The 13,226-nt window shown below is 47.1% G+C and carries 9 protein-coding genes; 8 read left to right on the forward strand and 1 reads right to left on the reverse strand.

What is annotated here, in order from left to right:
- Positions 1–168 precede the first annotated feature (168 nt).
- From C162_RS30980 to C162_RS30990, 3 genes are all read left to right on the forward strand, one after another.
- Complete coding sequence (locus C162_RS30980) at positions 169–1,386, forward strand: sensor histidine kinase (RefSeq protein WP_036701438.1); 1,218 nt, start codon at positions 169–171, stop codon at positions 1,384–1,386.
- On the forward strand, positions 1,383–2,036 hold the full coding sequence (locus C162_RS30985; RefSeq protein ID WP_036701441.1) for a response regulator: 654 nt from the start codon (positions 1,383–1,385) through the stop codon (positions 2,034–2,036). The genes C162_RS30980 and C162_RS30985 overlap by 4 nt, the downstream gene beginning before the upstream one ends.
- 265 nt (positions 2,037–2,301) lie before the next feature.
- The gene (locus C162_RS30990; protein ID WP_235218583.1) at positions 2,302–4,389 is read left to right on the forward strand and encodes an MMPL family transporter; all 2,088 of its coding nucleotides are present in this window, start codon (positions 2,302–2,304) and stop codon (positions 4,387–4,389) included.
- Between the two features lie 17 nt (positions 4,390–4,406).
- On the opposite strand, the gene C162_RS30995 is transcribed toward C162_RS30990, so the two are convergent.
- Complete coding sequence (locus C162_RS30995) at positions 4,407–5,012, reverse strand: TetR/AcrR family transcriptional regulator (RefSeq protein ID WP_143804166.1); 606 nt, start codon at positions 5,010–5,012, stop codon at positions 4,407–4,409.
- A 127-nt stretch (positions 5,013–5,139) separates the two neighbouring features.
- Between C162_RS30995 and C162_RS31000 the strand changes: the two genes are divergently transcribed.
- The 5 genes from C162_RS31000 (at position 5,140) to C162_RS31020 (ending at position 13,175) form a co-directional block, all read left to right on the forward strand.
- A complete protein-coding gene (locus C162_RS31000; protein WP_036701445.1) occupies positions 5,140–6,657 on the forward strand; it encodes an NAD-dependent epimerase/dehydratase family protein in 1,518 nt (505 codons plus the stop codon).
- 383 nt (positions 6,658–7,040) lie between these two features.
- Positions 7,041–9,236 (forward strand): alpha-L-rhamnosidase, encoded by a 2,196-nt coding sequence (locus tag C162_RS31005; protein ID WP_200869257.1) that lies wholly within the window; start codon positions 7,041–7,043, stop codon positions 9,234–9,236.
- Positions 9,237–9,286: 50 nt separating this feature from the next.
- Positions 9,287–10,291, forward strand: coding sequence for a phosphotransferase family protein (locus tag C162_RS31010; protein WP_036701450.1), 1,005 nt, complete (start codon positions 9,287–9,289; stop codon positions 10,289–10,291).
- On the forward strand, positions 10,263–11,516 hold the full coding sequence (locus C162_RS34820) for a helix-turn-helix domain-containing protein (protein ID WP_083677625.1): 1,254 nt from the start codon (positions 10,263–10,265) through the stop codon (positions 11,514–11,516). Before C162_RS31010 ends, C162_RS34820 begins: the two co-directional genes overlap by 29 nt.
- Before the next feature lie 183 nt (positions 11,517–11,699).
- A complete protein-coding gene (locus C162_RS31020; RefSeq protein ID WP_063829078.1) occupies positions 11,700–13,175 on the forward strand; it encodes an MFS transporter in 1,476 nt (491 codons plus the stop codon).
- The last annotated feature ends 51 nt before the right edge of the window (positions 13,176–13,226 follow it).

Below are 13,226 nucleotides of genomic sequence, written 5' to 3' on the forward strand. Positions count from 1 at the left end.
CAAAAAACCGTGGTAACGCGGTTTTTTGTTTGTATACATTCTCAAAGTTCCCTTTCGTACAGGGTAAACCTCCCTTTTGTACGATTCAACAACTGTATGACTGTAGTACAATCGTATGTAGCAGGGGAGGATGAATACAATGACTTCAATAATTGAAAGCGGAAGGGTATGAATATCCTGAATATGTTTAAGAATGATAAAAACCTTCAAAACGAAATAAATGATGAAATCATCGTTGCCCGGTTTCCTGTTTTACTCTGGGTTTCATTAGTCTACGCAGCTTCAGTGATACTTCAAGTGGTATACGGGTTGAACTGGGTAAATACTCTTATTTTCACCTTATGCTATATAGTCCATCTTTATCTTCATTGGAATTTGTACAAAATCCCCAAAACTAAAGTATGGATCTTCTTTTTAGTTCAAGGACTGCTGATTTTAACATGCGCTTTATTAATGCCATATAGTTCTCCGGCTGTTCTTATTGGCCTGCTTCCTGTTCTTATTGGTCAAAGCATTGGGATCTACTATCAAAAACGAAAAATTACACTTGTTGCACTATACTGTTTGGTTATCTTCTTTTACACCATGTTATATTTGGGCAATCAATATGACCTTTATCTTATGATGCCGTTATTTTCATTAATGCTGATTCTAGTAGTTGCCTATGCTTCATTATTTTTCCAACAGGTCCATGCCCGAATCCGCACACAAACGTTTCTGAGAGATCTTGAAAAGGCTCATAAAAAAGTGGAAGAATTGACACTCGCCAATGAACGTCAACGTCTTGCGCGTGATCTGCATGATACCCTGGCACAGGGGGTAGCGGGAATTATTATGCAGCTTGAAGCGGTTAATGCTCACCTTACTAATGGAAATACCTCCAGATCCCAGGAATTCCTTCAGATATCCATGGGACAGGCCAGGAGAATATTGGCGGAAGCCCGGCTGGCGATAGACAACCTCAGAGTGAAGTCGGCGGCTAACATTGAATTTGAGGAGTCGGTCGGCAATGAAATACGCAGATTTACCCTGGCGACAGGCATCCATATTCACAGTCAAATTGAGATTGTCTCTCTTTTGCCGGGAACGATAAAAGAGCATAGCTTACAGATCATCAGTGAATGCTTGATGAATATAACCAAGCACGCTAAAGCGGATAGCGTATGGGTAAATGTAAGTGAAAGGCCAGGTATCCTCCACCTGGAGGTCAGAGATAATGGTGCTGGGTTTGACACCAACCTAATCGGACAAAAAACGGGACACTATGGCATATTGGGCATGCAAGAACGCGTACGGTTAATCGGAGGGAACTTGGACATTAAGAGTCGTCCAACCGGGACACACATCCAAATTGAAGTTCCAATCCATGAAGGGGAAGGGAAATGAACTCATATAAAATACTTATTGTAGATGATCACATGGTGGTCCGAGAAGGATTAAAAATGATTTTGGAGACAGATGACCGTTTTGAGATTGCAGGAGAGGCAGAAAATGGACAGGCCGCTCTCCGTTTAATCGATGAACTGTCACCCGATGTAGTTCTTCTCGACCTGAATATGCCGGTAATGAGCGGGGAGGAGACGCTACAAGCCTTAAAAGCGAGACATTCTGAGATTCCTGTCATTATCTTGACAACCTACAATGAGGATGGATTAATGATCAATGCGCTGGCCCTGGGGGCCAAAGGGTATTTGCTCAAAGATACAAGCCGGGACGAATTATTCCGGACCATTGAATCGGCAATCCGGGGAAGTACCCTGTTACAGGCTGATATCCTAACTAAAGTATTCGCGGCAAAGGAACGGTCAAAAATTGCCGGGGCAAGGGATACAGAACCCGTTAACCTTACGGATAAGGAGCTGCTCATTTTGCAGCTTGTGGCCCGGGGGTTTAAGAGTAAAGAAATTGCCTTTGATATGGGCGTTACGGAGCGGACAATTAAGTCGCATTTGACCAATATCTACAGTAAGCTTGGAGTAGAATCACGTGCCCAGGCCGTAGCTACTGCCATAGAACAGGGCATTCTTCATATCTAGTCACTCGACATTATCTAGCTATTCCCACCCTGGGATATGCCGGGATAGTGTCTTTTTTTGCTGTTTGTTACTTCCCAAAAGTACATGTCCACACCTTCCCCTTGGTACGATTCGCCCTTTAAGCTTTTCCTATACACTAAATACATAGAGAATACACAACAATAGGATGTCGGGAGGACACGAAATGGCAAAATATTTATACCGTTTAGGTCATTGGTCAGCAAGCAATGCGAAAGCTGTTATGTATGGAGGATTTGCAGTTTTAGTGGCATTTGCAATACTTGCGCTAAGCTTGGGGCCAGCGTTCAGTAACAACACATCTATTCCAGGGCTGAAATCCCAAGCAGCGATTGATCTGTTAAACAAAGAATTCGCCGGACCACAGGAAGATGGGGGACAAACCCGGCTCGTCATGAAAGCACCACAAGGTCAAAGCTTGTCCTCAGAAGCCTCTCAGACCGTCATTCAGAAAACACAAAAAGAGATTATGGAAGATCCGCAAGTGAAGTCCGTAGCCGGACCTTATGATAACCGGTCGCTAAATGCGGACAAGACGATAGCCTACATGGACATCACCTACAAAACACCTGCTGGTGAAGTCACAGAAGCTTCCAGAGAACATATCACAGCTGTAGCTGAAAACATGCACTTCTTAGACTGGCAAGCTGAACTGACGGGGTCTGCTTACGTCCAGATGAAAATCATGGGTCCGTCAGAAGTCATCGGTGTACTCATCGCTTTTCTGGTTCTGTCTATCACCTTCAGTTCCTTCCTGCTCGGAGTATTGCCAATTGCAACTGCAGTGGTAGGCCTCGGGATTGGCTTGCTCGGTGTAATAATCGGCTCTAATATGCTGGATATTCCCTCAACCTCCATGGCGCTCGCCGCTATGCTTGGGCTGGCGGTGGGCATAGACTACGCGCTCTTTATTGTCTCCAGGTTCCGTCAACAATTGGCCGCGGGCTATAGCAACCGGGAATCAATAGCGATCGCAAATGCTACAGCAGGCAGCTCCGTAGTCTTCGCAGCTATAACGGTGATCATCGGACTGGCCGGTCTGGCCGTCGTGAACATTCCGTTTCTGACAGCTATGGGGCTGGCTGGTGCATTCTGTGTATTGTTAGCCATGCTGACCTCGATCATCCTGGTTCCTGCTGTGCTCAGCGCGGTGGGGAGCAAGGTCACTGCTTCAAGCGGAAACAAGTGGCTGAAGCCTCGTAAACGGATGAACGCAAAAAGTAACCGTCTGGGGCATTTTGTAACAAGTAAGCCTTGGACGATAGTTATTCTAGGAATGATCTTGCTGGGTGTAATTGCCTTACCGTTCTCACATCTGCAGTTGGGGAGTTCCGACGACGGGCTGAAATCAACGGAAAAAACGGAGCGCCGGGCTTATGACCTGCTCTCGGAAGGGTACGGCGAAGGCTATCACAGTCCGCTCATTGTTCTGGCCGTTGCCGAAGGTGAAGGAGATTTCATGACCAATGTATCAAGCGGGGTAAAGGAACTGGAGACTATTTCCAATATAGGCACGGTATCACCGGCTATTCCCGGACCGTCCGGAGAAGTTGCACTGATCAATATTATCCCGGCGACGGGGCCGCATGATATGGAAACGACTAAGCTTATAGATGCAATCAGAGATCAGGCTCCTGATATTCTAGAGAAGAACCATGTGGAATTTATGGTCACAGGCGGCACAGCCGTTAATCTTGAGATTTCGCAGAATCTGAGTGATGCGCTGCCTAAATTCTGTCTCATCATCGTCGGACTGGCGTTTCTACTGCTGATGGTCGTATTCCGTTCGCTGCTGGTGCCAGTGAAGGCGGTGCTGGGTTTTATTCTATCTCTTGCAGCAACCTTTGGATTTGTAGTCTTTGTCGTTCAGGATGGTCATCTGGGCAGCGTCTTTGGCTTCTATGGTGCAGGTCCGGTTCTAAACTTTCTTCCCATCATCGTTGTAGGCATTCTTTTCGGCCTTGCGATGGATTATGAGGTTTTCCTCGTTAGCCGGATGCGTGAAGAATTCAAACATACAGGGGATGCCAAACAAGCCGTGCTGGCGGGAATGGGGCACAGTGGCGGTGTAGTAACAGCAGCGGGTCTGATTATGATCTCCGTATTTACCGGCTTCATGCTGGCCGAAGATCCGATTATCAAGTCTATGGGCTTCGCACTTGCCTTTGGTATTCTCTTCGATGCCTTTGTAGTAAGACTGCTCATCGTTCCGGCTGTTATGACCCTAATGGGTAAATCCGCATGGTATCTGCCGAAATGGCTGGACCGGATCTTGCCCAACCTTGACATTGAAGGTGAATCAGTAATGAAAGAGCTGGAGCGTAATGCTGCTTAGAGCAATCAATAAGAAACTCAGTTCTCTTCTGCCGGTATAATCGCCATTAAGGATTGGTCAGCCAAAGTGAAGATGAGCTCAGCCAGTTCATGACTGGAGAGGATAAATCCTTCTTGTATCCATTCTTGAATGATCGCCAGGCTTCCATTGACCAGGTAGGAATAAGTATACCGTTTCAACCGTTCAGGTACGTTGAGTTGAAGCTGGCTATCAATATTCTTGAGAATTTCATTCAGCAGGCGTTTGGGAAATAACACGTTTTCATTGGAGGTGAGGAGCATGACAGTGAATAGCTCCTCATCCTTTTTAATGTACTCCAGAAATGCCAGGATATAGGTAGTACCGCTGTCTCCAGCTTCAATTTTATCCAGATAGGCACTTGTGTTATTAATAATCTCCTGTTCAACTTGTTCAAGCAGGTCGTAAGCATTGGCATAATGTAAGTAGAACGTGGAGCGGTTGATGCCTGCTGAGGTGCACAATTCCTTAACGCTGATTTGGCTTATATTCTTCTCTTTGAGCAAGCGGATCAAGCTCTGCTTCAACAATAGTTTGGTTAACCGTTCCCGTTGATTCATGGTCAAATCATCTCCAAGCCATAAAATTTCTATAAAAATAGACACTGTGATCTCAAATGTCTAAATTACATCAAAGCATAAAACAACTGATGGTTGTTAAATAGACACCGTGTCTGTAGTATGAAGGTAGACGAATGACTTGTCAATAAACTAATGATGCAGGTGAACAATAATGAAGAAAAAACGGATCATGATTACAGGCGCAGCAGGCAATATGGGTGGAGAGACCTTAAAGCTGCTTATGAACGATCTGGCGAAATGCGAGCTGCTGCTCTTCGATTTAGACAATCCGAACAGCCGTGAGAAGCTTCAGCAATATGAAGGGCTGAACAGTGTGAAAATAGTCTATGGTAATTTGTTGGATCGCAGCCTGGTGGAAGAATGTGTGAAGGATGCCGACATTATTCTTCATATCGCTGCTTTTGTTTCTCCTGCGGCTGATGAGTTTCCCGAACGGGCCATGCAGATTAACTATGGTTCAGCCCAAAACATTGTTGACGCCATTAAGAAAAGCGGCCGGGCAGGGATAACACGCTTTGTAAACATTGGTACAATTGCTGAGACAGGTGACCGTATGCCGCCGATCCATTGGGGCCGTGTGGGCGATCCTCTGAAGCCAAGTGTGTACGATTATTATGCTGTTTCTAAAATTGCTGCCGAGCGTATGGTGATTGAATCCGGGCTCAGCTATTGGGTGAGTCTCCGCCAGACCGGTATTATGGGACCTGCGATGAGCAAGATTCAGGACCCGATTATGTTCCATAACTGTCTGGAGAATGTGCTTGAGTATGTGTCGGACCGGGATTCAGGACGATTAATGCGTAACCTGTGCATCCAGGATATTGACGGTGAGCTTGATCAGGCATTCTGGCAGCATATTTACAACATTGGCGGTGGCGAAAGCTGCAGAGTGAGCACACTCGAGATGTACCAGGTGCTGTACGGCAAGCTTGGCATTACCAATCTGGATCATGTCATCAATCCGAAATGGTATGCCACCCGGAATTTCCATGGACAATACTATTTGGATTCCGACAAGCTGGAGGATTATTTCCACTTCCGCCGGGATACGATGGAATACTTCTATCAGAGCTACCTCGATAATCTTGGCGCACTCGTCCCCGTAGCGAAGGTCATCACGAAGCTCCCGGGAGGGCAGAAATTCATGGGGGCTATGATTAAACGTACAATGAAAAAGCAGGCTGTGAAAGAACGCGGAACGCTACGTTTTATAGAGGATAATGATCTTGAGAAAATCGATGCTTATTGGGGAAGCAAGGCAAACTGGGAGGCGATTCCGGAGAAGCTGTCCGAAATGAAGAAATTCTCCGATTGGAATAAAGTAATCAAGCTTGACCACGGTTACGATGAGAATAAGCCAGCCTCAGAGTTAAATATTGAGGATATGAAAGGGGCGGCAGCCTTCCGCGGTGGCGAATGCCTGTCTGCAGAGATGGAGACGGGGAACTGGACGGATAAGCTTGATTTCAAATGTGCATTCGGCCATACCTTTAATGCCAGCCCCAAGCTGATTTTGGAGGGAGGACATTTCTGCCCGCAATGTGAGCGCGAAACCTGGAATTACAAAGAACGTGCCAAACGCGAACCGTTCTTCGCCCAAGTGTGGAACCCTATTCAAGGCAAAGAGGATGGACGGGAATATACAAAAATTGTTTCTGAATTACAATAAGGAGGAAAACCGCAGGGAGGAACACAATTGTGCTTAGAATAACAAATTTAAAGATAGAAAATATGGAACAAGGCTGTATTACCGACAGAAGTCCTAATATTTCATTTGCGCTCGATTCCGATGTGAAAAGCGAAAGCTTATTAAGTGCAGTGATAACTATTGGGGACTGGGAATATGAAACCACAGATCAAATCAATAATTTATACAGCGGAGAACTAGAACCCTTCTCAACCTATAATGTCCATGTCACTGCAACAGGTTCAAGCAGACAAATTGCTGTTGCCGAAACCTCTTTTGAAACTGGACGCTTGGGAATGCTTTGGCAGGGAAAGTGGATTACAGATGGAGGTTATGATTTCCCCAAAAAAGTGTCACCTGTTCCAATGACATTCAAGCGTGCGTTCACAACGAAGCAATCCGTTCGCCGTGCCTGGATTAATGCTACGGCACTCGGCGTCTACGAACTGATGTTGAATGGCGACAAGGTGGGGACGGACTATTTTGCTCCAGGCTTCACCTCTTATGATCATCAAATACAATATCAGACGTATGACGTTAGCGGCTTACTCGGATCTGAGAATATGTTAATCGCTGTCGTAGCCGGGGGCTGGGCAGCCGGCTCCTTCAATTACGTCCGTAAGAACAAGATCAGTGCAGACCGGCAAGCCTTTCTGTGCGAATTGCATCTCGAATATACGGACGGATCGTATGAGATCGTGGTAACTGATGAATCCTGGCAAGTCTCCGAAGAGGGTAATTACCGGATGGCCGAATGGTATGACGGGGAGACTTATGATGCTACTGTGGATTTGGGACAAATCGCTTGGAAACAGGCAACCTTGACAGCTCCACGTAATAGTCCGCTATTATTGGCACAGTACGGAGATCCGGTCCGTGCTCAGGAAGAGATGAAACCGATTTCATGTACTCATTCACCCGGCGGTGAAGTGATCTATGATTTCGGTCAGAATTTTGCCGGAGTCATCTCTGCCAAGCTGTCTGGCAAAAAGAATCAGGAGATAATCTTTCGTCATGCAGAGGTACTTGTTGAGGGGGAGCTGTTCGTTAAATCGCTGCGTACTGCAAAAGCGACAGCGACCTATATCTGTAAAGAGGGTCCGCAAACCTACTCTCCACGTCTAACCTATATGGGATTCCGTTATGTTGGTGTCCGGGGAATCAGTGCGGAAGACTTGCAATTATCTGCGCTGGTGCTTCATTCCGATTTTGAAGAGATAGGTGAATTTGAATGCTCCAATGAACTAATTAATCAATTACACAGCAATATTCGCTGGGGCGGCAAATCTAACTTTGTTGATATTCCTACAGACTGCCCGCAGCGTGATGAGCGTCAGGGATGGACCGGTGATCTTGCCGTTTTTGCCAGGACTGCCTGCTACAATTTTGATCTAAGCCGGTTCCTGGACAAATGGCTGGCAGATATGCGGGCGGAGCAAGCACCAGGTGGAGGTCTTCCTATGGTTATTCCCCGCGCAGGGGACCATTGGCCAAGGATGGCTACATCTGCTTGGGGCGACAGCTGCATTCTTGTACCTTGGGCAGAATACCTTGCCCGTGGCGACAAACGGCTTTTGGAGCGGCAATATCCAACGATTAAGAAATTTTTAAAAGCAGCGAAGTGGTGGTCCGAATTTCTTTCCTTCACACCTAGCAGCCGTCACGTCTGGCGTTTTCCGTTCCACTTTGGAGACTGGTGTGCACCAGACGAGACGGCCAGGCAGTGGCTTAAGAAGGGCAAGTGGGTGGGGACAGCTTATTTCTCCAACTCCTGCGGATTAGCCGCACAGATCGCCGACTTGCTTGGCTATGAAGAGGATGCAGCATATTACCGGAAGCTAAGATCCAGGATTAATGAAGCTTACCGCCAAGTCTTTACGGATAGCCGGGGCAACCTAAAGAAAGAGTTTCAGACCGCCTACGTGCTTCCGCTTCATTTCAATATGACAGAAGGCACAGAGACGGCTGTTATGGCGGACAATCTTGTCCGGCTTGTGCGGGAGGCAGGCAATAAGCTAACCACTGGTTTTACAGGAACCCCTTATCTATTATTCGCTCTATCGGATAATGGGTACCCCGATAAAGCATATGAGCTGCTGCTTCAGGAAGGCTGCCCGTCCTGGCTGTATGAAGTGAAAGCTGGAGGAACAACCATCTGGGAACGCTGGGATGCACTACGCCCGGATGGAACAGTAAATATAGGTGATCTGAGCGGAAACAAAAAGGATGAAGAATCCGGCGGAGGGATGGTCTCCTTCAATCATTATGCTAATGGAGCAGTGGGAGATTGGTTATACAGACGAATGGTTGGAATGGAGCCAACCAGCGGAGGGTATAGGACCTTCAAGGTTGCCCCCGTCCTCGGAGGCGGAATTACATCAGCCAAAGGCAGTATTAAGACCCCTTATGGACGGGTATCTTCTGAATGGAGCATACAGGATAACAAGTTTACTATCCATATTGAAGTTCCGGTATCGGCTCTATGTACCCTTAGTATGCCGAATGGAGAGCACTACAAGCTTGAAAGCGGATATTATACGTTCAACTGTGAAGCTATCTAACTTCACCGGGGAGTCGAACAGACGCCAACCAGCGGGAAAGTGGAGGGACTATGAAGAGTACAACAAAATTCAGATTGTCTGAAACGCAAATCGCTAAACTGGTTGAAGTGAATTTCAAAGATGGAGGTCAGCTGCGTTCTATTCAGGAGTTAAAAGGCGGGATGTTTAACGCAGCTTATCTTATCGAAAGAACAGGTGGACTGGAACCGCTTGTTCTAAAGGTATCGTCGCCGCCTGAATCCGAGCTGCTCTCTTATGAACACCATCTCATGCAGACGGAAGTTGAAGTATATCATAAAATATCCGCTGAAACGTCCATACCGGCTCCACGTGTAATTTGCTCTGATTTCAGCAGAAGCTTAATCCCCAGCGATTACTTCTTTATGAGTGCGCTAAAGGGTCAAAGTATGCACAGTCTTAGAAAAAGGCTCAGCCAGACTCAGAAGGAGAACATAAAAAGCAGGTTAGGCGATTATTTTGCGCAGCTGCACCAGATTAGAGGGAATTACTTCGGCTATTTCACGGACAAACCGGAATGTCAGTTCTCCTCCTGGAAGGAAGCCTATCGTCACATGCTGAAATCTATCCTTGCGGACGGAGAGAGGCTGAAGGTAAAACTGCCTTATGAACGCATTGAGAGGGTAGTTAGTAAGCAGGAGCATTTGCTCGAAGCTGTTACTTCGCCTAGTCTTATCAGCTTCGATCTTTGGCCGGGGAATATTATGCTGGTTCCGAACGGCAATGACTATGAGATCGAAGCCATAATTGATTTTGAGCGCTCCTTTTGGGGGGACCCGTACGCTGATTTTCCGCCCGCATTTCTTTTGTTCAAAGATGTTAGAGAGGAACAGGGGTTCTGGAAGAGCTATACCGGCAGACTAAACGATAATAAAGTGCTTGATTCCGAAGATTTAAGACGAATTGAATTATACAAATTGTATATTTTTCTGATTATGTCGGTGGAGACGTACAGATATGGATTCATATACGGCAAGCTTCAATATTATTATTCCCAGAAAGTGGTGAATGACTGTCTTAAAAGTCTGGAACTGTGACCATACACGAGGGGAAGGCATGCTCTCGAAGAATGTGCATTTTGTAATGGATTCCTTCTATAATCTTACCGGTCTGCCGATTCGCTACTACACTGGTAATTCGCTTATACGGATGCTGCCTGATGTTCCTTCGTTCATTGATCCTGCCGTACCGATGCAGCAGCAGCTCCTGCCAAATCAGCAAGCAGTTTACTACCGTGTGACGGACGAAATTATGTTCTACGGTGTAATATCGGAGGAGAACGGAGGAGGGGTGTTCGTCGTTGGCCCCGGATTCCACATGAAGCCCTCGGCGGGCCACTTATCCCGAACGATGATCAACTCTGCGATTGCACGGCAGTATTCAGAAGAATTTACTGCATTTATCAACTGTATCCCGGTGATTACCTTTGAGAATTTCTTGAGCGCGCTCTGCTTCCTTCATTTCGCACTGAACCAGAAAAGGCTCGCTGCCGAATCGCTGCTGCTCTCCGGCAACAAGTTCCAGCGCTTCGAACCGGACATTCACTCTAATTTATCAGAGATGCTGTATGAGGCTGACGGAGAGCCTCCGGTCCATGACACCTACAATCTGGAGCGCCAGATCATATATTATGTCCGAAGCGGTTCTACAGATAAGCTGAATGACTTATTCGAAAATACTGTACGTGCTAGGGCAGGAACAATGTCGAAGGATGCGCTGCGTCAGGAGAAGAATATTTTCATTTCCACGGCAACACTTGTAACCCGGGCGGCTATCGAGGGCGGACTGGATGTGGAGATGGCCTACCATCTCAGCGATCTGTACATTCAGCAGGCAGAAAGCCTGACGCGCTTAGATCTGCTGTCTCTTCTTAGGCAGCAGATGGTGCTGGATTGTGCCAAAAGAGTGGAGGAGAATAAGTATCCGGCAGATGTCTCTTCATTAACAGAGAGCTGTATCCGTCTGATTCGCAAAAGAATGAACACAGCCATTCTGGTTCGGGAGCTGGCACGCGAGCTAGGTGTCAGCGTCTCCTATCTCTCCCGGATCTTTAAGCGCGACCTGGGGGTCAGCCTGAACGACTATATCAACCGTGAGAAAATCGAGGAATCCAAGTGTCTGCTGGCCTTTTCGGGCAAGCCGCTCAGTGAGATCAGCAGCTATCTTTGCTTCTCTTCTCAGAGCTATTTTCAGAATTTGTTCAAAAGTGAAACCGGGCTGACTCCTCTCAAGTATCGGAATGCTATGCATCATCAAGAATGAGCTCGAACAGCTAGATAAAGTCAGTTCCCCCAAAGTCCAAGCACAAAGTCCTGCGTTCATAATGGAATGCGGGACTTTTTTAAGCATGTTCAGAAAAACGAAATTAAGGTCACGTTTCTACAATACATTGGTATACGACTACTCTAAACTGAGGATAAATCACAGAAAGAATGGAGTAGCATAATGAATCATATGAAAGCGTTCTTCCAGTCCCGGTGGCTGAACTCACGGATTACCCAGTCTGAAACCACAGCCAAGGAGCGTTGGTTCGGTTATTTAATCGGTCCTACCGGAGCACTCCTGCTAAATGCGGTACTGGCCTCTTATCTTAATGTGTATTATACCGATGTTCTAGGCTTAACCTCCGTTGCCGGCGGCGCCTTCCTGGTCTTGTTCCCGATGCTGTCGAAGATTCTGGACGCAGTGGCCAACATTGTTATGGGCTATGTCATTGACCGGACCCGAACGAAACAGGGCAAGGCCCGGCCATGGCTCCTTCTGTCCGCTCCGCTGATGATGATTGCCGGAATGCTGCTGTTCCTGGTGCCTCAAGCAGATACGAAGATTCAGGTGATCTGGATTATTATCTCGTATAACCTGTATTACTCGATTGCCTTCACCTCCTATAATGTGGGCCACAATCTGATGGTCCCGCTGTCGACAAGAGATAGCGCACAGCGGGGTAAGCTGTCCGTGTTCAGCCAGATTTCGGTGATCATGATGAGCGGAATCATTGTGGCCCTGATCTTCCCGATGCTCATCCTGCCAGTTATCGGGGTGGACAAGAGCCGCTGGATCCTCGTGATGTGCATCGTCTCGATCCTGGTGCTGCCGCTAACCTTACTGGAGTATTTCTTCACTAGGGAAAGAGTCACCGCCGAGAGCGCAGAAAGGGAAGAGCAGGAAGGCGGGGGTAATCTTCCGTTCAGCACCCAATTGAAAGCGGTTGTATCTGACCGCTACATGCTGGTTATTCTGCTGTACTTCCTAATTTATACCTTTGCAGTCTGTCTAAAAAACCTGAGTCTAATCTATTATTGCAATTATGTGCTTGGGAGCTATAACGACGGTATAACCCAGACCCTGATTTCCCTGATCGGTGGCATCCCGCTGGGGATTGGCATTGTGATTGTCTGGCCGCTTGCCAAAAAATTCGGCAAGCGGAACATCACCGCAATCGGCTTCATGCTGGTCACTATCGGCAGCGGACTATGTTGGCTATTCCCGGCCAGCATGCCCGTGGTACTGACCGGCCAGTTCATCAAGAACATGGGGCTATTGCCCAGTGCATATATCTTCATGGCGCTTTTCGCTGACACACTCGACCATATGGAGTGGAAGAACGGCTTCCGCTGCGACGGGACTGCGATGTCGATTTACACGACAATTTCCGTTACGATGGTGGGCCTCTGCACCGGAATGTTTAACGGGCTGCTGTCGAAGGCCGGCTACGCCGCACCTTACTACAATGCTGCAGGAGACCTGATTTCCACTCAAAACGATGCTGTTCAGCAGGTAATCACCTTCTCCTTCGTAGGTCTGGAGACCATAACCAGTGTGATACTAATTGGTCTGCTGGCATTCCTGAGTGTGGAGAAGAACCTGGGTCATAAGCAGCAACAAATTCGTGATCGCCATTCATCACAACCATTACATTAACAAGAAAGCAGGAGCTATATGAATCACCATACGATAATCCAATTAATGAGT

The organism is Paenibacillus sp. FSL R7-269 (assembly GCF_000517865.1).
In the GTDB taxonomy this organism is placed as follows: domain Bacteria; phylum Bacillota; class Bacilli; order Paenibacillales; family Paenibacillaceae; genus Paenibacillus_AQ.

Bases quoted from the DNA above. Each gene is read 5' to 3' on its own strand.
- C162_RS30980 (WP_036701438.1), top strand. From the start codon at position 169: ATGAATATCCTGAATATGTTTAAGAATGATAAAAACCTTCAAAACGAA.
- C162_RS34820 (WP_083677625.1), top strand. From the start codon at position 10,263: ATGACTGTCTTAAAAGTCTGGAACTGTGACCATACACGAGGGGAAGGC.
- C162_RS31010 (WP_036701450.1), top strand. From the start codon at position 9,287: ATGAAGAGTACAACAAAATTCAGATTGTCTGAAACGCAAATCGCTAAA.
- C162_RS31020 (WP_063829078.1), top strand. From the start codon at position 11,700: ATGAATCATATGAAAGCGTTCTTCCAGTCCCGGTGGCTGAACTCACGG.
- C162_RS31005 (WP_200869257.1), top strand. From the start codon at position 7,041: ATGACATTCAAGCGTGCGTTCACAACGAAGCAATCCGTTCGCCGTGCC.
- C162_RS30985 (WP_036701441.1), top strand. From the start codon at position 1,383: ATGAACTCATATAAAATACTTATTGTAGATGATCACATGGTGGTCCGA.
- C162_RS31000 (WP_036701445.1), top strand. From the start codon at position 5,140: ATGAAGAAAAAACGGATCATGATTACAGGCGCAGCAGGCAATATGGGT.